The following is a 23,508-nucleotide window of genomic DNA, read 5'->3' as shown; positions in this document are numbered from 1 at the left end:
CACGGGATATGGCGGCTTTCAGCCCAGTTCCAGCATCGCCTCGACCTCGACGGCGACATTGCCCGGCAGGGCGGCGACGCCGACTGCAGAGCGCGCATGGCGCCCCTTCTCGCCCAGCACTGCCACGGCGCAGTCGGAGGCGCCGTTCACCACGGCGGGCTGGTCGCCGAAGCTGGGGGCGGAGTTCACGAAGCCGACCAGCTTCAGGATCCGCACGCGGTCGAGGTCGCCTCCCGCCGCCACCTTGGCATGGGCCAGGATGGCGAGCATGCAGATCTCGGCGGCCTTCTTGCCGTCCTCCAGGGAAACGCCATTCCCCAGCTGCCCGATGGGCCACAGCTTGCCGTCCACGCGCGGCACCTGGCCGGAGATGAAGACGATGTTCCCCGTCCGGGTAAAGGGGATGTAGTTCGCCACCGGGGCCGCCGGTTCCGGCAGGGAAAGCCCAAGTTCGGTCAATCGCGCTTCGGCGCCCATGATTCAGCCCACCAGCTTGAGGTTGCGACGGCGTTCCGACACCGGCAGGTCGAGCGGCAGCAGCGGCGCCTGCTCGGCGGGTCGCGCCATGGAGCCAGGCACCACGTCGTCCGCCTCCGGCTGGGGCAGCGCCCCGCCGAGATGGTCGAGGGCGAGGCGGCGGAAGGCCCAGTCCAGCACGGAGGTGGCGCGTGGGATCTCCGGGTCGCCCTCCACCACGCCGGCCGGGCCGAAGCGCGTATAAGCGAACTGCTCCACGTAGTCGGAAAGCGGCACGCCGCGCTGCAGTCCCGTGGAAACGGCCTGGGCGAAATGATCCATCAGCGAGCGATAGGCCGCGCCTTCCTTGGCGAGCGAGAAGGCGATCTCCCGAAGTTGGCCATTCTCCTCCGTGGTGCGCAGCGCCACGCGGTGCCCGCCGACCGTGACGTGGAGCACATGGCCGGATTGCCGGCGCAACGCCGGACGGGGCGCGGCGGCCGGACGCGGCGCGGCGGGGGCGGCGACGGGCTGCGGGGGGGCGGCGCACAGGAACGGCGTGACCGCATCGGCCATCAGCCGCCGCGCGCCAGGGCCGGCGGGGGCGAGGAGGACGGCGACGCGCGACTCGGGCAGGCGGCGGGCGGCGCGGGTCGGCACCTCCACCACGCCCGATCCGGTCGAAACGGCGCGGGTGGCGCCCGGCGCCGGGGCCAGCCCGGCCACCTCGGCGCCCAGCAGCACCTCGACGCCGTCGGCGGGGGACAGGGCCAGCACGCCGGCATGGCGCAGCCCCGGAGAGGCGGCCGCGGCATCCAGCGCCGCGCGGGCGGCCGCGGCGAGGCCGGGAACCGGGGTGACGGAAGGTGGCTCGGGCCACAACAGGGCGACAGGCTCCCGCGCGCCCAGATGCGCGGCCATCGCGCCACTCTCGGCCTCCGCCGCACCGCGCAGCAGGGCCGCGAGCGCCGCGGCGGTGTCGCGCGCCGCCTCCGAGTCGTAAGGAAGGTTCAGCCCGGCCAGCAGCCCTGAAAGGTCGGCGAAGCCGAGGCGAAGCCTGGTGGCACGGCCGCCCGACCACGCATCCAGGAAGCGCATCCCGAGTCGGGCCGCCTCGGCCAAGCCTTCGAGGTCGAGTCCGCCCTCAGGTTCAAGGAAGGCGGGCAGGTTCAGCACGAAGCGCGGCTCGGCCTTGGTGTCGCCGCGCCACGCCTCGGCGCCGGGGGCGCCGCGGCGCGTCAGCAGCAGGGCGCGCCAGCCTTCCGCGAGGCGCGACGCCTCCGCCTCGCCCACCACGCCGGCCTTGCGGCCGCGCGCCAGGGCCTTGGCGATCCAGGCCTCGACAAGGCGGGGCAGGGAGGCCGGGCCTTCGCCGGGTGCCAGGGCGGCGAGGGCCGTGGCGGCCTCCTCCTCCCAGGCGGCGGGAAGGGCGACGGGGCGGGGCGGGGCGTCCGGGTCCGCGCCCAGCCGCAGGCGCCGCAGCGCCACGCCTTCCCACAGGGTTCCGTTGTATCGCGCCATGACGGGGAGGATAACACGCGAAAGGCCCAAAGGAAGCCGGATGCTGTGGGAAGCATGGCACTTCCCCACAACATCTTGTGGATAACGCGCCGCCCTTCCGGCGCATCGCGCGGCGTGCCATATCCGCGCGCATGTCCGCCCTCGCACTCCTGACCGCCCGCCTCTTCGGCCGCAAGATCGGCACCGACGAGATGGGCAACGTCTATTACGAAAGCCGCCGCGTGGTGCCGACCTACAACCGCACCCGGCGCTTCGCGGTCTATGCCAAGGGCGTCGACAGCAGCAGCGTGCCCGCTGAGTGGCATGCCTGGCTGCACCACATGACCGCCGGGCCGATCCCGCGCCCGAACTATCCCTGGCTGAAGCCGCATCAGGTGAACCTGACCGGCACGCCGCTCGCCTACCGCCCCAAGGGGCATGACTATGCCGGCGGGCTGCGCCGCCCCACCGGCGGCGACTACGAGGCGTGGACGCCGGGAAGCTGATACCCATGAAGGGCCGTTCCCTGGCCGAGCTTCTCGCCGGCTTCCTGGTGCTCGCCGTGGCGGGGGGCTTCCTCCTCTATGCCGTGCTGCATGGCGGCCGGGCGCCGCAGGCCAGCGGCGTCGAGCTGACGGCGGAGTTCGACCGCGTGGACGGCCTCGCCTCCGGCGCCGATGTCCGCATCGCGGGCGTGCGCGTGGGCAGCATCACCGGGCTGCGGATCAACCCCGAGACCTTCATGGCCGAGGTGACCTTCCGCGTCGGCAGCGACATCCGCCTGCCCACCGATTCCTCCGCCGAGATCACCTCCGAGGGCCTGCTCGGCGGCAAGTACATCTCGATCGTGCCGGGCGGCAGCGAGCGGCTGCTGGCCGCCGGCGGCCGCATCACCGAGACGCAGGGCAGCGTGTCGCTGGAAAGCCTGCTGGGCCGCTTCATCTTCTCCGTCACGCAGATGAACTCGGGCGGGCAGAATGGCGGCGGGACAAGCCCGCAGTGACCACGCAGCCCCCCGCCACCTGGCCGGGCAAGGATGGCGAGCCCGTTTCCTGCCGCGAGAAGCTGAAGGTGCTGTCGGAGAACCACGCGGAGGCGGCGCAGGTGCTGCAGGACGCCTTCGAGGACGCGCTGCTGATGGGGGTGGACGAGGCGGCGATGCGCCGGATCCTCCACGAACTCGTGGACGGGCTACGGACACCGTGAAGCGAATCCTGCTGCTTCTCGCGCCGCTGCTGGCCCTGCCGGCGGGCGCGCAGGAATGGGTGCAGCGCCGCACCGCCGAGATCCAGGCGCTGGACAAGGTGAATGCCCGCGTCACCGTGCTCACCGCGCGGGTGAACGAGCCGGTGCCCTTCGGCACGCTCACCATCCTCGTCCGCTCCTGCCAGGGCCGCCCGGCCGACGAGGTGGCAGACGCCGCCGCCTGGATGGAGATCACGGACAAGCGCTCGGGCACCGGGAGCAGCCCGGTGTTCCGTGGCTGGATGTTCGCGGAGAACCCGGCGCTGAACATGCTCGAACACCCAGTCTACGACATCCGCATCCTGTCCTGCCGCTGACCCTCCGACCCGCCGGATGAGCCTCGCCCGCGTCACCTCCTTCGCGTTCAGCGGGATCGAGGCCGTGCCCGTCGAGGTCCAGGTCCAGCTTTCCGCCGGGCTGCCCGCCTTCCTCGTGGTGGGCCTCGCGGACAAGGCGGTGGGGGAAAGCCGGGAGCGGGTTCGCGCGGCACTGTCCTCGCTCGGCCTCGCCCTGCCGGCGAAGCGCGTGCTGGTGAACCTCGCCGCTGCGGGACTGGCCAAGAAAGGCTCGCATTACGACCTGCCCATCGCCCTGGCGCTGCTGACGGCGATGGAGGTGTTGCCGCCGGAGGAGATGGCCGGGTTCGCCGCGCTGGGCGAGTTGTCGCTGGACGCGGCGCTGCTGCCCGTGCCGGGCGTGCTGCCGGCCGCGCTGGGCGCGGCATCGCGCGGGCTGGGGCTGATCTGCCCCGCCGTCCAGGGCGGGGAGGCTGCCTGGGCGACGCGCGGACAGGTCCTGGCGCCCGACGGGCTACCCGCGCTGCTCAACCACTTCAAGGGCACGCAGATCCTCGGCCCGCCCGCGCCGCCGCTCCTGGTGCCGGAGGAGGGGCGCTTCCCCTGCCTGTCCGAGCTTAAGGGGCAGGAGACTGCGAAGCGCGCGCTGGAGATCGCGGCGGCCGGCGGGCGCAACCTCCTGCTCGTCGGCCCGCCCGGTGCCGGAAAGTTCATGCTCGCAGCGCGCCTGCCCGGCCTCCTGCCCGAACTGTCCCCCCGCGAGGCGCTGGAACTTTCCATGGTCCATTCCGTCGCGGGTCTGCTGCGCGACGGGCGCCTCCTCACCCGCCCGCCCTTTCGCGAGCCGCATCATTCGGCGAGCCAGGCGGCGCTGGTCGGCGGCGGGGCACGCGGCAAGCCCGGCGAGATCAGCCTCGCCCATCACGGCGTGCTGTTCCTGGATGAATGGCCGGAATTCCCGCGCCCGGCGCTGGAGGCGCTGCGCCAGCCGATGGAAAGCGGCCGCGCCGTGATCGCTCGCGCCAATGCCCACGTCACCTTTCCGGCGCGCTTCCAGCTGGTCGCGGCGATGAACCCGTGCCGCTGCGGCCATCTGGGCGAGCCGGGGCGCGAATGCGCTCGCGCTCCGCGCTGCGGCGACGACTACGCCGAGCGGATCTCCGGCCCGCTGCTCGACCGCATCGACCTTGCGGTGGAGGTGCAGGCCGTCCCGCCCGCCGATTTGTCCCGCGCCCCGCGCGGCGAGCCGAGCGATGCGGTGGCCGCGCGCATCCGCGCCGCGCGCGAGCGCCAGCGCAGCCGCTACGGCGCTGACGGCCCGCGCCACAACGCCGCCGCCGAGGGCGCGGTGCTGGAGGAGACCCTGACCCTGGAGCCCGAGGCGCGCGGGTTGCTGGAGCAGGCCGCGGAACGACTCGGCCTTTCGGCGCGCGGCTTTGCCCGGGCGCAGCGCGTGTCCCGCACCGTCGCCGACCTCGCCGCCAGCGCCACGGTCGGCCGGGCCCATGTGGCGGAGGCGCTGTCCTACCGGCGAAGAACGTCTCGCCGCGCGTGACCTTCCTATCATTTCCAGTCTAAGCGCGGGGGATGCGCTCGCTCGTCCTGGCCCTGATGCTCCTTTGCCCGCTTGCCGCGGGGGCGCAGACGCGGCCGGTCATCGCCGCGCCCCACCCGCTGGCGACGGAAGCAGGCATGGCCATCCTGCGGGAGGGCGGCTCCGCCCTAGACGCGGCGGTGGCGATCCAGGCGGTGCTGACCCTGGTGGAGCCGCAATCCTCCGGCATTGGCGGCGGGCTGTTCCTGCTGCACTGGAACGCCGGGGCGCGCGAGGTCTCGGCCTGGAATGGGCGCGAGACGGCGCCGGCCGCGGCGCGCGGCGACCTGTTCCTGCGCGACGGGCAGCCCATGTCCTTCCTAGACGCGGTGGTGGGCGGGCGCTCGGTCGGCGTGCCCGGCGCGCTGCGGGCGCTGGAGGCGGCGCATCGCGTCCACGGCAAGCTGCCCTGGGCCGCGCTCTTCGCCCCGGCCATCCGCCTCGCCGAGGAAGGCTTCCCGGTTTCCGCGCGCCTCGTGCGCGACATCGCGGCGGCCGCGCCGTCCCTGGCCCGTGACCCGGCGGCGCGCGCCCTGTTCCTGCCGCGCGACGGCCAGCCGCCGGAGGAGGGCGACCTGCTCCGCAACCCCGCCTTGGCCGCGACGCTGCGCCTCGTCGCCGAGGGTGGCGCGGACGCGCTGCATGGCGGGCCGGTCGCGGCGGACATCGTGCGCGCGGTGCGGAGCCACAACGGCAACCCCGGCCTCCTGACCGCCGACGACCTCGCCGGCTACGAGGCGCGCCGCGTCCAGCCGGTCTGCCGCCCTTATCGCGTCTGGACGGTCTGCGCCGCGCCCCCGCCCTCGGGCGGCATCGTCGTGCTGCAGATCCTGGCGCTGCTGGAGCATTTCGACCTCGCCTCCCCCGACCCCACCGGGGCGGACGCGGCCATGGTGCTGGGCGAGGCGGGGCGCACCGCCTTCGCCGATCGCAACATGTTCCTGGCCGATCCGGAATTCGCCCCCGTGCCGGTCGCCGGCCTGCTCGACCCCGCCTATGTCACGCTGCGCGCCCAGTCCATCTCGCTGGACCGCGCCCAGCCCGCGCCACGCGCCGGCAATCCGCGCCGCGGCGCGGGCAACCTCGCCAGCCAGCCGCCGCAGCCCGAGGGCGGGACGAGCCACGTCAGCATCCTCGACGCCGAGGGCAACGCCGTCAGCTTCACCACCACGGTCGAGGGGATGTTTGGCGCCCGCCTCGTCGTGCGCGGCTTCGTCCTCAACAACCAGCTGACCGACTTCTCCTTCCAACCGGAAGTGAACGGGCGGCCGGTGGCGAACCGGGTGGAGGGCGGCAAGCGCCCGCGCTCCTCCATGTCGCCGGTCCTGGTGTTTCGGGACGGGCAGCTGGAAGCGGTGGTGGGCTCGCCCGGCGGGGCGCGCATCCTGGGCTACGTGGCGCAGGCGCTGGTGGCGCTGCTCGACTGGAACATGGAGCCGCAGGCGGCTGCCAGCCTGCCGCATGTCGGCGCGCTGAACGCGACGGTGGAGCTGGAGCAGGGCACGGCCGCTGCCGGCCTCGCGCCCGCGCTGCTGGCACGTGGCCTGCCGGTCGAGCTGCGCGAGATGAACTCGGGTCTCAACATCATCCGCATGCAGCGCGGCCGCGCCCAGGGCGGCAGCGACCCGCGCCGCGAGGGCAGCGTCGTGAACGGAGACTAGGCGCCCGCGCCGCGCAGCACCTGCCGCCAGACGCGCAGGAAATTGCCCGACCACAGCAGCGCCAGCTCCCGCTCGCCATAGCCGCGCGCGCGCAGCGCCGCCGAGACATTCTGCATCTCCCCCGCATGCATCCAGCCCGAGACGCCGCCGCCGCCGTCGAAGTCGGAGGAGATGCCGACATGCTCGATGCCGATGCGGCGGACCGCGTGCTCCACGTGCTCGGCCACGTCCTCCACCGTGGAGGGCGATGTGCCGTCCGGCCCGGCGGGGCGCAGGAAGCTCGCCACCGCCGTCACCTGCGCGATGCCGCCCACTTCGCGGATCATGTCCAGCTGCTCGTCATCCACGTTGCGCGGATGCGGGTGGAGCGCGGCGCAGGCGGTGTGCGTCACCACCACCGGCACGCGCGACAACTCCGCCGCCTGCATCATCCCGGCCTTGGAGACGTGCGAGCAGTCCACCATCAGCCCGACGCGGTTCATTTCGCGGATCGCGGCGCGGCCCAGGGCGGAAAGCCCGCCATGCTCGCTTGGCCCGTCGCCGAGATGCGGCTTGGGCTTGGCGGCGTCGGCCAGGGCGTTGTGCCCGTCATGCGTCACGGTGAGGTAGATCGCGCCCAGCTTCCGCCAACGCGCGATGAGGCCGAGGTCGACCCCCATGGCATGACCGTTCTCGACCGCGCTGAGCACGGCGGGGATGCCCGATCTCATCGCCGCCTCGAATTCGGCGGGCGTGGCGCAGAAATGCGCCGCCATCCCGTCGGCGCGCGCGCGAATATGCTCGAGCATCGCCACGGACCGTTCCTCCGCAGCGCGCAGCGAGGCGAAGTCGCGCTTTCCCTGCGGCACGAAGGCGATGAAGACCGTGCCGGCCACGCCGCCGGCGCGCATCCGCGGCAGGTCCACGCACATGCCGGATTCGCAGGTCCAGTCCGGCGGCTCCGGCCACCTGATGTCCACGTGGGTGTCGAGGATCACGCGCCGAAGCCTCCCAGGAAGCGGGCCAGAAGCTGACCGATGATGTCCGTGTTGTAGCCGCCTTCCTGGCAGATCGCGGTCGGCAGGCGCAGCGACGCCACCGCCTCGCCCGCCCGGGCGAAGCCGTCCTCGGTGACGGCGAGGGCGTTCAGCGGCTCGTCCTTGCTGGCGTCGAATCCGAGGGACAGCACCAGCGCATCCGGGCGGAAGCCGCGCACCGCCGCCATGCCTTCCTCCAGCGCGGCGAGCCAGGCCGCGTCGTCGCTGCCGAAGGCGAGAGGCAGGTTGAGATTCGCGCCCGCACCGTCGCCGCCGCCCCGCTCCTCCGCGAAGCCCACATACCAGGGGTAGTAGCGGCCCGGGTCGCCATGGACGCTGACGGTCAGCACGTCGCCGCGATCCCAGAAGATGCCCTGCGTGCCGTTGCCGTGGTGGCTGTCGATGTCCAGCACGGCGACGCGCTGCGCGCCCCGGTCGCGCAGGCTCTGCGCGGCGAGGGCGGCGTTGTTGACGTAGCAATGCCCGCCGGCCCGCGTCGCATAGGCGTGGTGGCCGGGCGGGCGGCACAGCGCATAGGCCGTGCCGCCACCCGCCGCGACGTGGTCCGCCGCCGCCAGGGCGCAGCCCGCCGCCGCCGCCGCCGCCTCGAAGGTGCCGGGGCCGATGGGGCAGGCATTGTCGGCGGTGTGCGCCCCGGCGCGGGCGATGACATGGCCGTTGGAGCGCGAGGATTGCGCCAGCATCTCCGGCGTCGGGTGGACGTTGGGCACCACTTCCGGCCCCGCCTCGGGCAGCGCCACCCAGTCCCGAGCCGCATCCTCCAGGAAGTCGAGATAGGCGGCCCCGTGCACCGACCGCATCGCCTCGCGCGAGGCCGGCTCGGGCGCCTCGGAGGAGAGGCCGAGGCTGCGCAGCCCTTCGCGCAGCGCGGCGGCGCGGGCCGGAACCTCGAAATTCGGGCGCAGCCGGCCGCGCATCAGGAAGAATTGCGGCGCGTGGCGCGACTCGGCCGGATGGTCGAACACCTTCATGCGCCCATCCTGCGGGCCACGCGCCCCCTCGACAACCGGCCCGGCCGATGTTGCGATGCCCGACGATGAGCAATCTGGACCCGGGCGCGCGCCGCGCCATCCTCGAATCCTGCGACGCGCTGCGGGAGGAGACGCTGGACTGGCTGTTCCGCCTGGTGCGCCACCCCTCCACCCTGGGGCGGGAGCAGGGCGCGCTGGCCGAGATGGAGCGGCTGTACCGGCATCTCGGCCTCGCGCCGCGCCGCATCCCGACTGTGCCAGAGACGCTGTCCTCCCATCCCGGCTGGTCGCCGCCGCTGGTGGACTACGCGGGGCGCGACAACGTGGTCGCGGTGCACACGCCGCGCGAGACGCGTGGCCGCTCGCTTACTTTCCAGGGCCATGTGGACGTGGTGCCGGAAGGCGCGGCCGACATGTGGGCCACGCCGCCCTACGAGCCCGCGATCCGCGACGGCCGCGTCTACGGGCGCGGCGCGGGCGACATGAAGGCGGGCATCGTGTCCTACTGCATGGCCTTCGAGGCGTTGCGCCGCGCCGGGCTCCAACCAGCGGCCGAAGTCCAGATGCACGCGGTGATCGAGGAGGAATGCACCGGCAACGGCGCATTGGCCTGCATGGCCGCGATGCCGAAGACCGACGCGGTCATCATCCCCGAGCCGGGGCCGGGCCTGGACGGCTACTACACGGCCGAGGTCGGCGTGGTCTGGGCCTGGGTGACGGTGAGCGGCCGCCCCGCCCATGTGCGCGACATGCAGGCCGGCGTGAATGCGATCGAGGCCGCGAACGCCATCGCCTCCGCCTTCAAGTCCTACGAGGCGGAACAGAATCGCGGCGAGCGCATCCATGCCGCCTTCCGCGGCCTGAACCACCCGGTCAACGTCAATTTCGGCACGGTGGAAGGCGGCGAGTGGAACAGCAGCGTCGCCACGCGCTGCCGCATCGGCATGCGCGTCGGCGTGATGCTGGGCAACACCGCGCGGCAGGTGAAAGCCGACATCGAAAGGCTGGTGGCGGAAGCCGCCGCACAGGATGCGCTGCGCGGCGCGAAGGTGGAATTGGCCTTCCGCGGCTTCATGGCCGATCCCTGCGAGTTCCCGAAGGACACGGAAATCGCGAAGCTCGCCTTCCGATCCTATGCCGAGGCAACGGGCGGCACGCTGCGCGACTACCCGGCCACCGGGCTGACGGATGGGCGCCACTTCGTGCTGCACGGGGACACGCCCTGCGCGGTGTTCGGTCCCGACGCGGTGGACATCCACGGCATCGACGAGAACGTGGGCATCGAGAGCATCCACGGCATCACGCGCACCCTGGCGCTTTCCCTCGCGGAGTGGTGCGGTGTCGAGCGGATCTAACCTCCCCCTTTCCGGCACGCGGCTCTGGGCCGACCTACACGACATCGCGCGCATCGGCGGGACGCCGCGCGGCGGTTGCGACCGCCAATCCCTGACTGACGCCGATGCCGAGGGCCGTGCCTGGCTTCAGGAGCGCGCGGAGGCGCTGGGCTGCCACCTCGTGCTCGACCGCTTCGGCAACATGGGCTTCCTGCGCCCGGGGCGCGACGCGTCGCGGCGGCCCGTCGCCTTCGGCTCCCACCTCGACACCCAGCCGACCGGCGGGAAGTATGACGGGGTGCTCGGCGTGCTCGCGGGGCTGGAGATCATGCGCGCCCTGGCCGAGGCAGGCGCCGAGACGGAGGCGCCGCTCCTCCTCGTGAACTGGACCAACGAGGAGGGCGCGCGCTTCTCGCCGCCTATGCAGGGCAGCGGCGCCGCCATGGGCGTGTTTTCGCCGGAGCAGGTGCTGGACACCGCCGATGCCGAGGGCAAGCGCTTCGGCGCGGAACTGTCGCGCATCGGCTGGAGGGGCAGGGACACGCTGCCCGAAATGGGCGCCTATCTGGAGCTGCACATCGAGCAGGGGCCGGAGCTGGAGCGTGGCGGCCATTCGGTTGGCGTCGTCACCCACGCCCTCGCCCAGCGCTGGTACGAGGTGGAGGTGACCGGCGAATCGGCGCATGGCGGCTCCCGCATGGAAGGGCGGCGCGACGCGCTGATGGCCGCCGCGCCGCTGATGGCAGCGGTGGAGGAAATCGCGCTGAGCCATGGCGGGCGCGGGACCGTTGGCATCGTCCGCGCCTATCCCGGCAGCCGCAACGTCGCGCCCGAGCGCGCGTGGTTCAGCGTGGACACGCGCCATGGCGACGAGGCGGCGCTGGAAGCCATGGGTGCCGCGCTGCGCGCCCGCGCCGCCGAGCTCGCCGCCGCGCGCAAGGTCGGCGTGGAGGTGCGGGATTTCTGGCACTCGCCCGGCCAGGGCTTCGACGCGCGGCTTCGCGGCTTCGTGCGCGACGCCGCCGCGCGCCGGGGCATCCCGGCCCGCGACATGCCCACCGCCATCGGCCACGACGCCGTCTATGTCGCGCGCCGCGTGCCGACCGCCATGGTCTTCGTGCCATGCCATGGCGGATTGTCCCACAACGAGGCCGAGAGCATGACGCCCGAATGGGCGGAAGCGGGTCTGCTCGTCCTCGCCGACGCGGTGCTGGATGCCGCGAACAGCCAGGAGCCCTTCTGAATGCGGATCGCCGTCGCTGGCTTCCTCCACGAGAGCCATTCCTTCGCCCCGCGCCCGACGCGCTGGGAGGATTTCCAGCATCCCGGCGGCCTGCCCGCCCTGTGCCGGGGCGAGGCGATGCGGCAGACGCTGCGCGGCACCTCCACCTGCGCCGGCGCGGCCATGGAGGAGGCCAAGGACCACGACACCGTGCCGCTGGCCTGGTGCTTCGCCATGCCCGCCGGCCCGGTGACGCGCGAGGCCTTCGAGCGGATCTGCGCGCTGATCTGCGCGCCCCTGTCCGACTCCATGCCGGTGGACGGAGTGTTCCTCGACCTGCACGGCGCGATGGTGAGCGACGACTTCCCCGACGCCGAGGGCGAGGTCATCCGCCGCGTCCGCGCCATCGTCGGGCCGAACGTGCCCATCGCCGTCACGCTGGACCCGCACGGCAACATGACCCGCGCCATGTGCGAGATGGCCGACGTGGTCGTGCCCTACCGCACCTATCCGCACGTGGACATGCGCGCGGTGGGCGCGCGGGCGATGCGCCTGCTGATTGAGCGCATCGCCCGTGGCCGCCCCTGGGCCATGGCCTTCCGCGAGATGGATTTCCTCGTCCCCATTACGAGCCAATGCACCATGGTCGCGCCGATGCAGGGGGTGATGGCGGCGCGGGAAAGCCTGGGCGCGGGCGTCGCCGAGCTCGCCTATTGCTTCGGCTTCCCCTACGCGGATTTCCCCGGCTGCGGCCAGGCCATCGCCGCCTGGGCCGACACGCAGGAGGCGGCGGACCGGGCTGCCGATGCGCTTGTGCGCGAGATCGCGTCGCGCGAGGGCGAGTTCGCCGGCGGCGTGATGGAGGCGCCGGACGCCGTGGCGGAGGCGATCCGCCGCGCGGGCAACGGCAAGCCCATCGTCATCGCCGACACGCAGGACAATCCGGGCGGCGGCGGTCATGGCGACACGACCGGCCTCCTCGCCGAGCTGCTGCGCCAGGGCGCGCAGGGCGTGGCGCTGGCGCCCATGAACGACGCCGAGGCTGCCGCTGCCTGCCACGCGGCCGGGGAGGGTGCGACGGTGACCCTCACCCTGGGCGGCAAGAGCGACGGCGCGCCGATCACCGTGACCGGCGTGGTCGAGAAGCTGGGCGATGGCCGCTTCATCCTGGAAGGCCCAATGGGGAAGGGGAACCCGGCCGACCTCGGCCCCTCGGCGCTGCTGCGCGTGGATGGGGTACGGATCGTCGTGGTGTCGCGCAAGATGCAGGCGCATGACCAGGCGATCTTCAAGCAGCTTGGCCTGGAGCCGGCGGAGCAGCGCATCCTGGCGCTGAAATCCTCCGTGCATTTCCGCGCGCATTTCCAGCCCATCGCCGAGGCGGTGCTGGTCGCCGCCGCGCCCGGCCCGGTGGTGGCCGACCCGGCGACGCTGCCCTTCACCGCGCTGCGCCCCGGCATCCGGCTGCGTCCCGGCGACAACCGGAGGTTCTGATGTTCAGCCACGCGACGATCGGCGCCAACGACTACGCGAAGGCCAAGGCGTTCTACGACGCCGCGCTGGCGCCGCTGGGCATTCGCTGCTTCCAGGAATGGCCCGATGCGGGCTGGGCTGGCTTCAAGGCCAAGGGCGACATGCAGACCTTCTGGCTCTGCCGCCCACAGAACGGCGAGCCCGCGGCGCCTGGCAACGGGAACATGACGGCCTTCCTCGCCGCCGACACCGATGCCGTGCATGCGGCGCACGCGGCGGCGCTGGCCCATGGCGGAAGCTGCGAGGGCCCGCCCGGCCCCCGCCCGCAATACGGTGATTTCTACGCCGCCTATGTGCGCGACCCGGAGGGCAACAAGCTGTGCTTCGTGCACCGTGTCCCGTCCAAGGGCGGCGCGCCCGCCTGAAACAGGAAGGGCCGCGGCGGGTCGTCCCCGCCGCGGCCCCTTGAGGCGTTCAGAAGCTGAACGTCAGGCCGACTGGCCGCTCTGCAGCCCGCCCTTCTCCATCAGGCTCTCCACCACGTCCCAGGCGACGAGCTTGTTGAGGAAGTTGTCGAGGTAGTTCGGGCGCACATTGCGGAAGTCGAGGTAGTAGGCGTGCTCCCACACGTCGCAGCCGAGGATGGGCGTGCCCTCGCCGGTGGAGATCGGATTGGCGCCGTTGGGCGTCTTGGTCACGGCCAGCTTGCCGTCGCCCTTCATGATCAGCCACGCCCAGCCCGAGCCGAACTGCGTCACGCCGGCCTGCTTGAAGGCCTCCTTGAACTGCGCGAGGCCGCCGAAGCTGTCGTTGATCGCGGAGGACAGCTTGCCCGGCAGCGACTCGCCGCCGCCATTCGGGCTCATCACCTGCCAGAACAGGATGTGGTTCCAATGCTGGCCGGCCTGGTTCAGCACGGGCATCCCGTCGGCGCCGCCCTTGCCGGCATCGGCCACGATCTGCTCCAGCGTCTTGCCCTGGAGGTTCTTGCTCTCGACCAGACCGTTCAGGGCCGTGACATAGGCGTTGTGGTGCTTGCCGTGATGGAGCTCCAGCGTCTCCTGGCACATGCCGCGCTCGGCGAGGGCCGAGGTGGAATAGGGAAGCGGGGGCAGCGAGAAGGCCATGGGACGTGTCTCCTTTGTGGACCGTCCGGCAGCTAAGCAGGGCAGGCGGCCCCGTCAACCGATTGCATCCCCGCGCCTGAGACGTCACATCGCCGTCATGCCCGATCTCAGCGCGGTGGGCGCCATCGCCCGCGCGCACGACCCCGACCGTTTCCTGTGCGCCCTCTGGACCCCGCCGGAGCGGCGCGAGGCCGCCTTCGCCCTGATCGCCTTCAACCACGAGCTGGCAAAGGCGCGGGAGGTGACGGACAAGCCCCTGGTCGCGCTGATGCGCCTGACTTGGTGGCGGGAGGTGCTGGAAGCCGAAGCCCCGCGCCACCACGAGGTGGCGGAGCCGCTGCACGCAGCCATCGCCGAGGGCACGCTGCGTTGCGACGACCTGCTTGCCATGGTCGAGGCGCGGGAGGCCGAGGCGGAGGAGGAAGGCTTCCCCTCCACCGGCGCCTTCCATGCCTTCCTGTCCGGCACGGCGGGCGGCTTCGCGGTGACGCTCGGCCGCGCCCTGGGCGCACCGCCGGAGCTTCTGCCGGCGTTGCAGCGCGCCGGGATGCTTTACGGCCTCGCGGGCGTGCTGCGCGCCCTTCCGGCCCATGCGGCGCAGGGGCGCTGCCTCCTGCCGGCGGACCGCGTGGATCCGGCTTCCGTCATCGCCGATCCGGAGCGGGCGCGCGACGCGGTCCGCGCCCTGGCGGCGGAAGCCCCGCCCGAGCCGGATTTGTCGGCGCTGCCGCGCGGCGCAGTGGCGGCCGCGCTGCCCCTGGTCCTGGCGCGGCGCGACCTGCGCCGCCTGGCGCGCGGCACCCCGGCGCGGCGCGGGACGCTCGATCGCCTGGTCGTCACCCTGGCCGGGCTGCGGGGGCGGGTCTGAGCGCGGCGCCAGGCGGCTTCTGCCGCAGGGTCAGCCCCGGCAGGATGGCGAGGAGGCAGATCATCCCCGTCACGATGAAGGCGTCGCGGAAGCCGAGCATCAGCCCCTGCGCCTCCACCATGCGGGCGAGGAACTCGTGCGCCGCGTCACGGCGGATCACCTCCGGCAGCCCGCCCTGGGCGTAGAGGTTCTCCAGCAGGCGCCGCGCATCCAGCGCCGCCGCGCCGCCTTCCAGCCGCGAATTCAGCGCCTCGGCATGATGGGCGGTGCGGCGCTCCAGATGCACGGCGAGGAGGTTGGTGCCGAAGGCGCCGCCCAGCATCCGGAAGAAGTTGATCGCCCCCGCCCCTTGCGCCAGAAGCGCAGCCGGCAGGGCGCGCATCGCACCCACATTCATGTTGGGCATGGCGAGGCCCAGCCCGATCCGCCCCAGCAGGATCCAGATGGCCAGCGTCCAGAAGGGCGTGTCGGTCCCTACCGCCCCCATGAGGACGGAAGAGGCGGCGAAGATCGCCAGCCCCAGGCAGATCGGGATCCAGGGCGGCAGCCAATCCGCCATCCGCCCCGCGAACAGGAAGACAAAGGCGACGACGAACCCGCCCGGCATCAGGATCAGGCCTGAGCGCGTGGGCGTGTAGCCCTGCACGAGCTGCACCAGCAGCGGCAACAGGTAGGTCGAGCCGAACATCGCCGCGCCGTAGATGAAGGCCACCATCGCCGCCGCGACGAAGCCGCCGTGCCGGAACACGGCGAGGTTCATCAGCGGCGCCGGCGTCACCGCCTGCCAGCCGACGAAGCCGATCATGGCGAGGGCGGCGCCGACAAGCTGCAGCCGCACCGTGTCCGACCCCCAGCCATGGTGCTGCCCATTGGTGAGCCCGGCCAGCAGCAGGCCAATCGCCAGCGCCAGCAGCGCCGCGCCCGGCCAGTCGAAGCGCCGGTCGGACGCGCCCGCCCGCCCCGGCATGAAGACGAGACCAAGCAGCATCCCCAGCAGCGCGGTGGGCAGGCAGAGAAAGAACACGGCATGCCAGGAGAAGGCATCCACCAGCAGCCCGCCCGCCGCCGGCCCCATGGCGGGCGCCATCACCACCCCGAAGGAGAACATCCCCATTGCCGTGCCGCGCCGCTCCGGCGGGAAGACCAGGAAGATCACCTGCATGGAGAGGGGTTGCAGCAGCCCGGCCGAGGCGCCCTGCGCCACCCGCGCCAGCACCATCACGGTGGCGCTGTCCGTGACCCCCGCCAGGACCGAGGCGATCACGAACAGGGAGATGGAGGCGACATAGGTGATGCGGAAGCCGAAGCGCTCCACCGCCCAGGCGTTCAGCAGCATGAAGCCCGTATTCGCGGCCAGGAACCCGGTTGCGAGGAGCTGTCCTTCCTCGTGCCCCATGCCCAGCGCGCCGACGATGTCCGGCTGCGCGACGACGACGATGGTGGAGGACAGGATGCAGGACACGGTGCCGGTCAGCGCCGCCAGCGTCACCCACCAGCGATAGGCCGGGCCGTAGCGGGCGAAGAGTTCCGCGACGGAAGGCCCGCCGCTAGTCACGGGCCTCGGCTTCCACCCGCACCAGCATGCCGGGGCGCAGCATGCCGGGCGGCGGCGGCGGGTCCAGGCGGATGCGGACCGGCAGGCGCTGGGTGATGCGGGTGAAGTTGCCGCTGGGGTTGGGGCTGGGCAGGAGGGCGAACTCGCTCGTTGCCGCCTCGATCACCCGGTCCACCACGGCGGGAAAGGAATGGCCCGGCCAGGCATCCACCGTCACGCGCACCGGCTTGCCGGGGCGGAAGAAGCGCACATCCGTTTCCTTCACGTTGGCCTCGATGCGGATCTCCTCCGGTGCATGGACCAGGACGATGCGCTGCCCGGCCAGGACGTATTCGCCAGGGTCCACGAAGATGCGGTCCACGATGCCGTCGAAGGGCATGCGCAACGCGCGGTCACGCTGGTCCAGCGCGGCGCGGTCGCGCGATGCCGCCAGCTCGCGCGATTGCGGGAGGAGCGCGTCCAGCTGGCGTTCGATCACCCGCAGCTCCTCGGCCGCCGCCTCGGCCGCGGTCAGCAGGGCCTCCGTGTTGCGGATCTCCGCCGCTGCGCCGACGACGCGCTGCCGCGCCCCGTCGGCCAGGGCGCGCAGCTGTTCCACGCGCTGCCGCGTCCCGGTGCCGGAGGCGATCAGACGCTCCGCGCGCGCATGCTCGGCCTCGGCGAAGGCGTGCTCCGCCTCGGCGGCGGGAAGGGCCGCTCGGGCGGAATCCAGCCGCGCGGCCGCGGCGGCGCGCTGGCTGACATTCTGCAGCCCGACCATGGTGCGCCGGGCTTCCAGCTCCGCGCGCCGCGCCTCCAGCCCCGCGAGACGTGCTTCCAGCTCCTCCACCGCAAGCGCGGCGTCGCGCGCATCCACCTGGACCAGCAGGGCGCCGCGCGCGACGCGGTCGCCCGCCGTCACCGGCACGCGCTCCACCCAGCCGGGCACGCGGCTGGCCAGCGTCACCATGTCCGAGGCGACGCGGGCATCGTCCAGCACCACATGGGAAAGCTGCCAGTGCAGCCAGTGCCCCCCGGCGCCGAGCAAGGCGAGCAGGAGAAGCGCGCCGCCGAGGAGGCGCATCCGTCGCCGCGTCGGGCGCGGCTTCACGTCCAGCTTGGGCTTCGCCGGCCCGATATCCATTCAGACGCATCCTCGCCGGCCACGGAGACGTGGCGGCGGGATCAGCATAGGCCCGGCTTGGCGCGAGCCGGAAGGGAGGGGGGCTCAGGCGCCCGCGCGCAGCGCCTCCACCATCTGCGCGGCCGGCATCGCGCCGCTCCACAGCACCTGACCGTCCAGCGCGAAGCTGGGCACGCCGGAGATGCCGAGGCGCCGGAACCCGGCATCCTCGGCGCGGATCTCGGCGTCCAGCGCGTTGCCAGCCAGGAACTCCGCCGCGCCCTCGATCCCCTGCGCCTCCGCGATGGCGGCCAGCACGGCGGTGTCGCCGATATCCTGCCCCTCGGCGAAATAGGCGCGGAACAGGGCCTCGACCAGCGCGTGCTGGCGGGGGCCCTCGGCGAAGCGGATCAGCCGGTGCGCCCTGACCGTGTTGGGGGTGCGGGTCATCCGATCGTGTCGGAACTCCAGCCCGGCCTCCGCGCCCATCGCGGCGACGCGGGCATCCAGCTCCCGACCCCGCTCCACGCTGCCGAACTTGGCCGCGCGATAGGCGGACCGGTCCACCCCTTCCTCCGGCATGTCCGGGTTCAGCTGGAAGGGGCGCCAATGCACCTCGTAGCCGTCGCGGCCCAGCGTCTCCAGCGCCGCGTCCAGGTGGCGCTTGCCGACCCAGCACCAGGGGCAGATGGCGTCCGAGATCACGTCGATGCGGGGCATGATGCTTCTCCTGTTGCCGGAAGCCCCAATCTGCGCCAACAGCGCAAGGGCGGCCAGGGAGGGACTCGTGCGGACGCAGGTGGGCATCATCGGGGCCGGTCCGGCCGGGTTGCTGCTCGCGCACCTGCTCCACCGCGCCGGGATCGACTCCGTGATCCTCGAGCGCCAGTCGCGCGTCCACATCGAATCCCGCATCCGTGCCGGCCTGCTGGAGCAGGGCAGCGTGGACACGCTGACCGAGGCCGGGCTGGGCGAGCGCCTGCACCGCGAAGGGCTGAAGCATGACGGGCTGGAGCTGCGCTTCGCCGGCGGCAATCAGCGCATCGACCTGTTCGGCCTGACCGGCAAGCGCGTGACCATCTACGGCCAGCAGGAAAGCGTGAAGGACATGGTGGCGGCGCGGCTCGACTCCGGCAGGCCGCTGCTCTTCGAGGTGTCCGACGTCGCGCTGCACGACATCGCCGGCGAGGCGCCGCGCATCACCTTCACCCATGAGGGCCGCGCGCAGGAATTGCGCTGCGACGTCGTTGCCGGCTGCGACGGGTTCCATGGCCCCTCCCGCGCCGCCATGCCGCCCGAGGTGCTGCGCGTCTATGAGCGCGTCTATCCCTTCGCCTGGCTCGGCATCCTCGCCGAGGCGAAGCCGATCTCCCACGAGCTGATCTATGCCCGGCACGAGGACGGCTTCGCCCTCGCCACCATGCGCTCGGAGCGGCTGTCGCGCCTCTACGTGCAGTGCGCCCCGGAGGAGGACGTCGCCAACTGGCCGGACGACCGCATCTGGGAGGCGCTGCACACGCGGCTCGGCCGGGTGAACGAGGGACCGGTGATCCAGAAGGGCATCACCGCCATGCGCAGCTTCGTGGCGGAGCCGATGCGGCACGGGCGGCTGTTCCTGGCTGGCGACGCGGCCCACATCGTCCCGCCCACCGGGGCGAAGGGCATGAACCTCGCCGTGGCCGATGTGCGGGTGCTGGCCCGCGCCCTCACCATCTTCTTCCGCGAGGGGGACGAGCGGCTGATGGACGGCTACAGCGCCACCTGCCTGTCGCGCATCTGGAAGGTGCAGCGCTTCTCCTGGTGGATGACGGCGATGCTGCACCGCTTCAGCGAGGACGACCCGTTCGAGCACCGCGTGCAGACGGCGGAACTGGACTACGTGTGCGGAAGCGAGGCGGCGCGCAGGACGCTGGCCGAGCAATATGTGGGACTGCCTTTTGATGAATGACCTCGGGATCATCGGCTTCGGCATCATGGGCGAGCGCCTCGCGTGCGCGGCCGTCGCGCATGAGGATTGGCGCCTCACCGCTGCCTGGGACCCGGACCCCGGCGCCGCCGCCCGCCTCGCCGCCATTGCGCCGGAGGCGCGGTTCTGCGCGACGATGGAGGAGGCGATCGCCGCCTCGGACGCGCTGCACGTCGCCTCGCCACCCGGCGCGCATATCGGGCAGGGGCGGGCGGTGCTGGAGGCGGGGCGTGCCCTGCTGATGGAAAAGCCACTGAGTCACGATGTCGCGGCCTCGCAGGATTTCGTGCGCTGGGCCGCGGGCTACCCGGCGGCGGTGAACTTCCCCATGGCGTCCTCGCCTTCCGTGGCGCAGCTTCGCGCTTGGCTGCCGGAACTGGGCGAGGTGCGCTCCGTCTCCATCCTTGTCGCCTTCGCCGCGTGGCCGCGCTCCTGGCAGCGCGGCGCGGCCTTCTGGCTGGCGGGCCGCGCGGAGGGCGGCTTCACGCGGGAAGTGGCGTCGCATTTCCTGTTCCTGGCTGGGCGACTCTTCGGAAAGCTGTCCCTTCTCGAGGGGCGCGCGGTGCATCCGGATGGCGATGGGGCGGAAGCGGCGGTGGCGGCGCGGCTTTGCGCCGGCCGGGTCCCGGTCACGCTGCAGGGCAGCGTCGGCACGACCGCGGCCGATGACCACAACCTCTTCGTGGTGCGCGGCGAGAACGGAGAGGTGCGGCTGCGCGACTGGTCCATCGCCGAGCGCCTGGTGGACGGCGCGTGGCAGGAGGCCCCCGATGCGCGCCCCAATGCGGAGATGCGGCCGCTGACGCTGCGCGGCCAGCTGGACAAGCTCGCCGCGCTGCGCCGGGGCGAGGCGACGGCGCTGGCGACGCTGGAGGAAGCGCTGGCGGTGCAGGAGGCCGTGGAGGCGATCCTGAAAGGCTAGGGACGCTGCCGCGCCCAGCCGCGCAGCCGGTCGCCCCAGTGGCGCGACAGCGGGTGGCCTGACTGCCCGGTCGCGATTTCCAGGAAGGCGCCATCGGGCGTGGAAAGGTCGGCGACGAAGCGCAGCCCTGCGCCATGCGCGGAGATGTAGCCGTCGCCGCGCACCGCCTCGCGCCGCACCGTGTCGCCGTCGCCGCCCACCGGCGCCTCCAGCCGCGTCCAGCCCGACAGCACCGGCACGAAGCGCAGCACCGGATGCTCGAAGCGCGCGCGGTGCGCATTTCCCCATCGCCAGCTTGCGGGGTCCGGCCCATGCGCCGCCTGAAGCGCGGTCACCGCCTCGGCCAGGGCGATGCCGGCCAGGGAGCGGCAATCGCCGCCGCACCACCACGCGGCCTCCGGCGCGGTCAGCAGGAACTGGCCGAACTCGGTTCCTGCGGGCGCGTCGGGCACGCCCGCGCGGCGCAGCGCCGCCGCCCGGAAGCGGCGGTTGAACTCGGCCCAGATCAAGGGCTCCGGCCGGTCGGCCGCCATGGTGCCGTCCCAGTCCGTCAGCAGTGCCTGGGCACGGCCCAGCGCCCCGTCGCCGCGCGGCAAGGCGTTCAGCACCGGCAGCGCTTCGCGCGCGGGCAGCGAGACAATGTCGCGCTGGATCGCCGCCATGCGGGCGATGTCCTGCGGCGCATCCTCGGCCACCAGCGCGTGGATGCGGCGGAAGCGCCAGTCGCCGTACCATTCCCGGCCGAGAAAGACGGGGTGCCCCTCCGGCTGGACCTTGTTGTTGGCGTTCACCAGCACGCCGCTCGCCGGGTTCTCCCGATGCGGCATGGCGTCGAAGGCCACGAGGCCCTCCCAGCCCGGCCCGTCCCAGGGCAGGGAGCCGTCATGACCGGGGGCGCGCAGCGGCGTGCGGCCGGTGAGGAATATCGCGATGCCGCCGTCGCGCGAAGCCACCATCAGGTTCTGCGGCGGCGAGGAGATGAGGGAAGCCGCCGCCCGCGCCCCGGCAAGGTCGCGCGCGCGATTCAGGGCCAGCAGCCCCGCGGCGGCGGTGTCGCCCGGCTCCAGATTGGCCATGCGGACCGAGATCAGCGGCGCCTCGCCCACGACCGGGCCGTGCTCCGTTTCCCGCACGCGCAGCACTTCCTGCCGGCCGCCGCGGATGCGCAGGATCTCCTCGCGCTCGCGCACCACCGCGCCGCCGAGGAAGACGTCCTGCGTGTCGGAATGGGTGGTGGTGAAGCCCCAGGCGAGGTCGCGGTTGCGGCCGATCACCAGGAAGGGCACGCCGGGCGAAGTGGCGCCCAGGCGCGTGTCGTCGGGCAGCTCGATCCGCGCGAGGTACCAGAGGACCGGCGCGCCATAGCTGAGATGGGGGTCGCTTGCCAACAGCGGCGCGCCGGTCGCGCCGCGCGCCACGGCCCAGGCATTGCTGGCCCGGTCGGGCAGGGGCGCGTCCACCCCGAAGACCGGGATGGCGGCCAGGGCGCGGGCGGCGCCGGGCAGGGCGGCGATGTCGGGCCGGCCCGCCGTCCGGTCGGCGGGCCACAGATCCCACAGCCGCTCGGCCGGCAGCCGCTCGGCCAGGGCGGCGCGCTCCAGCTCGGTCCGCCAGTTCCCGGACAGCCACAGCCCCATCACCTTGCCCCAGAGCAGGGAGTGAGAGGGCTGCCACGGCTCGGGCGCGCCAAGGGGCAGGAACTCGGGAGCGATCATCCGGCCGCGTTGCGCGATCCGGGCGTTCACCCCATCGGCATAGCGCTGGAGCATGGTGCGCGTGCCCGCATCCAGCGCGGCGAAATCGGCCTCGGCGCGCTGCGCGAGGCCGAGGTTGCGGCTCATCCGGTCCACGCGCAAAGCGGGCTCGCCCAGGATCTCCGCCAAGCGGCCCGCCGCGCCGCGCCGCATCATCTCCATCTGGAACATGCGGTCGCGGGCGTGCAGCCAACCCAGGGCGAAGGCGGCATCCGCCTCCGTCGCGGCGCGGATGGTGGGCATCCCGCCTGCGTCGAACTGCAGGGCGACGGGCTCGGAAAGGGATGGGTCCTCCAGCCGCGACACTGAGCCGGGCAGCGTGATCCAAAGCAGGCCGACGGGAATCGCGGCGAGGATCAGCAGGGCGAGAAGGAGGGCGCGGCCCCAGCGCCAGCCGCGCCGCCGCCACCGGCGGGGCATGTCAGGAAGACGCCCCGCCGCGCCAGGTCACTCCGGCTCGATTCCGGCGCCGCGGATCATCTCGCCCCAGGCCGCGATCTGCTCGCGGATAAAGGTGCCGACCTCCTCCGGCGTTGAGGTCATGCCGTCGAACCCCACCTCGGCGAGGCGCGAGCGGTACTCCGGCTTGGCGCCGACGCGACGCATGGCGGCGCCGTATGCGGCGGTCGCTTCCGGCGCCATGCGGGCCGGGCCGAGCAGCACGGCAAAGGACAGCAGGTCGAAGCCGGGCAGACCCTCTTCCGCCAGGGTCGGCACGTCGGGGATCAGCGCCGAGCGCTGGCCGCTCGTGACGCCGAGCGCGCGCAGCCGCCCGTCGCGCACGTGGCCCTGGCTCGGCGTCAGGTCCACGACCATGGACTGGACGCGCCCGGCGAGCAGGTCGGTGATGGCGGGCGGCGTCGAGCGATAGGGGACGTGCAGCATCTCCACCCCGCCCATGCGGGCGATGGTGGCGCCCGCCACGATGCCGGTGCCGTTGCCCGAGGCGTAGGAGATCTGGCCCGGACGTGCCTTCGCCAGCGCCATGAGCTCGCGCAGGTTGCGGGCCGGGACTTCCGGGTTCACGGCCAGCCAGAACACGTAGTTGCCGAGGCGCGAGATCGGCGTGAAGTCGTTGATCGGGTCGTAGTCCAGCCGCTTCAGCAGCCACGGATTGGCGGCGTGCGTCGTGTTGGTGGTGACGAACAGCGTCTGCCCGTCCGGCGGTGACTGCATCACCGCGCGCGCGGCGATGGTGCCGTTGGCGCCGGCGCGGTTGTCCACCGTGATGGTGGCGCCGCCCATCTCCTGCGACAGCATCTGCGCCAGGATGCGCGCCACGGCATCCGTGCCGGAACCGGCGGCGAAGGGCACGACCAGCGTGACGGGGCGGCTCGGGCGCCACTCCGCCTGCTGGGCCAGGGCAGGGGCGGCGAGCGGGGCCGCCAGCGGGGCCAGAAGCAGGGCGCGGCGCGGGGTCATGGC

23 protein-coding genes are annotated in these 23,508 nt (G+C 72.8%); 13 read left to right on the top strand and 10 right to left on the bottom strand.

What is annotated here, in order from left to right; genetic code table 11:
* Positions 1-18: 18 nt before the first annotated feature.
* Together OF850_RS16085 and OF850_RS16080 are read right to left on the bottom strand one after the other, a co-directional pair.
* Positions 19-477: a RidA family protein gene (locus OF850_RS16085; RefSeq protein ID WP_301591322.1), complete on the bottom strand. Its 459-nt coding sequence runs from the start codon at positions 475-477 to the stop codon at positions 19-21.
* Between the two features lie 3 nt (positions 478-480).
* On the bottom strand, positions 481-1,977 hold the full coding sequence (locus tag OF850_RS16080) for a TSCPD domain-containing protein (RefSeq protein ID WP_301591320.1): 1,497 nt from the start codon (positions 1,975-1,977) through the stop codon (positions 481-483).
* Between the two features lie 131 nt (positions 1,978-2,108).
* On the opposite strand from OF850_RS16080, the gene OF850_RS16075 reads away from it, so the two are divergent.
* Genes OF850_RS16075 through ggt form a run of 6 tightly spaced genes read left to right on the top strand, consistent with a single transcriptional unit; the run spans position 2,109 to position 6,752 of the window.
* Complete coding sequence (locus OF850_RS16075) at positions 2,109-2,462, top strand: NADH-ubiquinone oxidoreductase subunit NDUFA12 family protein (RefSeq protein WP_301591319.1); 354 nt, start codon at positions 2,109-2,111, stop codon at positions 2,460-2,462.
* 5 nt (positions 2,463-2,467) lie between these two features.
* Positions 2,468-2,959: an outer membrane lipid asymmetry maintenance protein MlaD gene (gene mlaD / locus OF850_RS16070; protein ID WP_301591318.1), complete on the top strand. Its 492-nt coding sequence runs from the start codon at positions 2,468-2,470 to the stop codon at positions 2,957-2,959.
* Positions 2,956-3,162 carry a hypothetical protein gene (locus tag OF850_RS16065; protein WP_301591317.1) on the top strand — a complete coding sequence of 69 codons (207 nt, stop codon included), beginning with the start codon at positions 2,956-2,958 and terminating at the stop codon, positions 3,160-3,162. Before mlaD ends, OF850_RS16065 begins: the two co-directional genes overlap by 4 nt.
* Positions 3,159-3,518: a DUF2155 domain-containing protein gene (locus OF850_RS16060; RefSeq protein ID WP_301591316.1), complete on the top strand. Its 360-nt coding sequence runs from the start codon at positions 3,159-3,161 to the stop codon at positions 3,516-3,518. Before OF850_RS16065 ends, OF850_RS16060 begins: the two co-directional genes overlap by 4 nt.
* A gap of 16 nt (positions 3,519-3,534) precedes the next feature.
* Positions 3,535-5,052 carry a YifB family Mg chelatase-like AAA ATPase gene (locus tag OF850_RS16055; protein ID WP_301591314.1) on the top strand — a complete coding sequence of 506 codons (1,518 nt, stop codon included), beginning with the start codon at positions 3,535-3,537 and terminating at the stop codon, positions 5,050-5,052.
* Positions 5,053-5,084: 32 nt separating this feature from the next.
* Entirely contained in the window at positions 5,085-6,752 is a 1,668-nt protein-coding gene (gene ggt / locus OF850_RS16050; RefSeq protein ID WP_301591313.1) for a gamma-glutamyltransferase, read from the top strand.
* Here the strand turns inward: ggt and OF850_RS16045 are convergent.
* Complete coding sequence (locus OF850_RS16045; protein WP_301591312.1) at positions 6,749-7,729, bottom strand: dipeptidase; 981 nt, start codon at positions 7,727-7,729, stop codon at positions 6,749-6,751. The two genes, ggt and OF850_RS16045, sit on opposite strands and share 4 nt — an antisense overlap.
* A complete protein-coding gene (locus OF850_RS16040) occupies positions 7,726-8,760 on the bottom strand; it encodes a histone deacetylase family protein (RefSeq protein ID WP_301591310.1) in 1,035 nt (344 codons plus the stop codon). Before OF850_RS16040 ends, OF850_RS16045 begins: the two co-directional genes overlap by 4 nt.
* A 65-nt stretch (positions 8,761-8,825) precedes the next feature.
* On the opposite strand from OF850_RS16040, the gene OF850_RS16035 reads away from it, so the two are divergent.
* The 4 genes from OF850_RS16035 to OF850_RS16020 are packed head-to-tail and all read left to right on the top strand — an operon-like array spanning position 8,826 to position 13,214.
* Entirely contained in the window at positions 8,826-10,115 is a 1,290-nt protein-coding gene (locus OF850_RS16035; protein WP_301591309.1) for an ArgE/DapE family deacylase, read from the top strand.
* On the top strand, positions 10,099-11,337 hold the full coding sequence (locus OF850_RS16030) for a Zn-dependent hydrolase (protein WP_301591307.1): 1,239 nt from the start codon (positions 10,099-10,101) through the stop codon (positions 11,335-11,337). The genes OF850_RS16035 and OF850_RS16030 overlap by 17 nt, the downstream gene beginning before the upstream one ends.
* Positions 11,338-12,810: a M81 family metallopeptidase gene (locus tag OF850_RS16025; RefSeq protein ID WP_301591305.1), complete on the top strand. Its 1,473-nt coding sequence runs from the start codon at positions 11,338-11,340 to the stop codon at positions 12,808-12,810.
* Complete coding sequence (locus OF850_RS16020) at positions 12,810-13,214, top strand: VOC family protein (protein WP_301591304.1); 405 nt, start codon at positions 12,810-12,812, stop codon at positions 13,212-13,214. The genes OF850_RS16025 and OF850_RS16020 overlap by 1 nt, the downstream gene beginning before the upstream one ends.
* A gap of 63 nt (positions 13,215-13,277) precedes the next feature.
* Here OF850_RS16020 and OF850_RS16015 read toward each other — a convergent pair whose 3' ends face one another.
* Complete coding sequence (locus tag OF850_RS16015) at positions 13,278-13,916, bottom strand: superoxide dismutase (protein ID WP_301591303.1); 639 nt, start codon at positions 13,914-13,916, stop codon at positions 13,278-13,280.
* 97 nt (positions 13,917-14,013) lie between these two features.
* Between OF850_RS16015 and OF850_RS16010 the strand changes: the two genes are divergently transcribed.
* Positions 14,014-14,784 carry a squalene/phytoene synthase family protein gene (locus tag OF850_RS16010; protein WP_301591302.1) on the top strand — a complete coding sequence of 257 codons (771 nt, stop codon included), beginning with the start codon at positions 14,014-14,016 and terminating at the stop codon, positions 14,782-14,784.
* Here the strand turns inward: OF850_RS16010 and OF850_RS16005 are convergent.
* From OF850_RS16005 to OF850_RS15995, 3 genes are all read right to left on the bottom strand, one after another.
* Positions 14,753-16,339 (bottom strand): DHA2 family efflux MFS transporter permease subunit, encoded by a 1,587-nt coding sequence (locus OF850_RS16005; RefSeq protein ID WP_301591301.1) that lies wholly within the window; start codon positions 16,337-16,339, stop codon positions 14,753-14,755. The two genes, OF850_RS16010 and OF850_RS16005, sit on opposite strands and share 32 nt — an antisense overlap.
* Complete coding sequence (locus OF850_RS16000) at positions 16,332-17,462, bottom strand: HlyD family secretion protein (protein ID WP_301591299.1); 1,131 nt, start codon at positions 17,460-17,462, stop codon at positions 16,332-16,334. Before OF850_RS16000 ends, OF850_RS16005 begins: the two co-directional genes overlap by 8 nt.
* Positions 17,463-17,546: 84 nt before the next feature.
* Entirely contained in the window at positions 17,547-18,161 is a 615-nt protein-coding gene (locus tag OF850_RS15995; protein ID WP_301591297.1) for a DsbA family oxidoreductase, read from the bottom strand.
* 67 nt (positions 18,162-18,228) lie between these two features.
* Here OF850_RS15995 and pobA point away from each other — a divergent pair, with 67 nt between their 5' ends.
* Both pobA and OF850_RS15985 read left to right on the top strand, forming a co-directional pair.
* On the top strand, positions 18,229-19,389 hold the full coding sequence (gene pobA / locus OF850_RS15990; RefSeq protein ID WP_301591296.1) for a 4-hydroxybenzoate 3-monooxygenase: 1,161 nt from the start codon (positions 18,229-18,231) through the stop codon (positions 19,387-19,389).
* Positions 19,382-20,329, top strand: coding sequence for a Gfo/Idh/MocA family protein (locus OF850_RS15985; protein WP_301591295.1), 948 nt, complete (start codon positions 19,382-19,384; stop codon positions 20,327-20,329). The genes pobA and OF850_RS15985 overlap by 8 nt, the downstream gene beginning before the upstream one ends.
* Here OF850_RS15985 and OF850_RS15980 read toward each other — a convergent pair.
* Positions 20,326-22,503 (bottom strand): penicillin acylase family protein, encoded by a 2,178-nt coding sequence (locus tag OF850_RS15980; protein WP_301591294.1) that lies wholly within the window; start codon positions 22,501-22,503, stop codon positions 20,326-20,328. The genes OF850_RS15985 and OF850_RS15980 overlap by 4 nt on opposite strands.
* Positions 22,504-22,530: 27 nt before the next feature.
* Positions 22,531-23,505 carry a Bug family tripartite tricarboxylate transporter substrate binding protein gene (locus tag OF850_RS15975; RefSeq protein WP_301591293.1) on the bottom strand — a complete coding sequence of 325 codons (975 nt, stop codon included), beginning with the start codon at positions 23,503-23,505 and terminating at the stop codon, positions 22,531-22,533.
* Between the last annotated feature and the right edge of the window lie 3 nt (positions 23,506-23,508).

This window comes from Sabulicella glaciei, assembly GCF_026183895.1.
Classification (GTDB): domain Bacteria; phylum Pseudomonadota; class Alphaproteobacteria; order Acetobacterales; family Acetobacteraceae; genus Roseococcus; species Roseococcus glaciei.
Note: the sequence above shows the minus strand (reverse complement) of the source record. Positions and strands in the feature narration are given on the sequence as shown.

Excerpts from the sequence above, each read along its gene's own strand:
- OF850_RS16040 (WP_301591310.1), bottom strand. The coding sequence starts at position 8,760 with ATGAAGGTGTTCGACCATCCGGCCGAGTCGCGCCACGCGCCGCAATTC.
- OF850_RS15985 (WP_301591295.1), top strand. The coding sequence starts at position 19,382 with ATGAATGACCTCGGGATCATCGGCTTCGGCATCATGGGCGAGCGCCTC.
- OF850_RS16035 (WP_301591309.1), top strand. The coding sequence starts at position 8,826 with ATGAGCAATCTGGACCCGGGCGCGCGCCGCGCCATCCTCGAATCCTGC.
- OF850_RS16020 (WP_301591304.1), top strand. The coding sequence starts at position 12,810 with ATGTTCAGCCACGCGACGATCGGCGCCAACGACTACGCGAAGGCCAAG.
- mlaD (WP_301591318.1), top strand. The coding sequence starts at position 2,468 with ATGAAGGGCCGTTCCCTGGCCGAGCTTCTCGCCGGCTTCCTGGTGCTC.
- OF850_RS16025 (WP_301591305.1), top strand. The coding sequence starts at position 11,338 with ATGCGGATCGCCGTCGCTGGCTTCCTCCACGAGAGCCATTCCTTCGCC.
- OF850_RS16055 (WP_301591314.1), top strand. The coding sequence starts at position 3,535 with ATGAGCCTCGCCCGCGTCACCTCCTTCGCGTTCAGCGGGATCGAGGCC.
- OF850_RS16010 (WP_301591302.1), top strand. The coding sequence starts at position 14,014 with ATGCCCGATCTCAGCGCGGTGGGCGCCATCGCCCGCGCGCACGACCCC.
- OF850_RS15995 (WP_301591297.1), bottom strand. The coding sequence starts at position 18,161 with ATGCCCCGCATCGACGTGATCTCGGACGCCATCTGCCCCTGGTGCTGG.
- OF850_RS15975 (WP_301591293.1), bottom strand. The coding sequence starts at position 23,505 with ATGACCCCGCGCCGCGCCCTGCTTCTGGCCCCGCTGGCGGCCCCGCTC.
- OF850_RS16015 (WP_301591303.1), bottom strand. The coding sequence starts at position 13,916 with ATGGCCTTCTCGCTGCCCCCGCTTCCCTATTCCACCTCGGCCCTCGCC.
- OF850_RS16075 (WP_301591319.1), top strand. The coding sequence starts at position 2,109 with ATGTCCGCCCTCGCACTCCTGACCGCCCGCCTCTTCGGCCGCAAGATC.
- OF850_RS15980 (WP_301591294.1), bottom strand. The coding sequence starts at position 22,503 with ATGCCCCGCCGGTGGCGGCGGCGCGGCTGGCGCTGGGGCCGCGCCCTC.
- ggt (WP_301591313.1), top strand. The coding sequence starts at position 5,085 with ATGCGCTCGCTCGTCCTGGCCCTGATGCTCCTTTGCCCGCTTGCCGCG.
- OF850_RS16080 (WP_301591320.1), bottom strand. The coding sequence starts at position 1,977 with ATGGCGCGATACAACGGAACCCTGTGGGAAGGCGTGGCGCTGCGGCGC.
- OF850_RS16085 (WP_301591322.1), bottom strand. The coding sequence starts at position 477 with ATGGGCGCCGAAGCGCGATTGACCGAACTTGGGCTTTCCCTGCCGGAA.
- OF850_RS16000 (WP_301591299.1), bottom strand. The coding sequence starts at position 17,462 with ATGGATATCGGGCCGGCGAAGCCCAAGCTGGACGTGAAGCCGCGCCCG.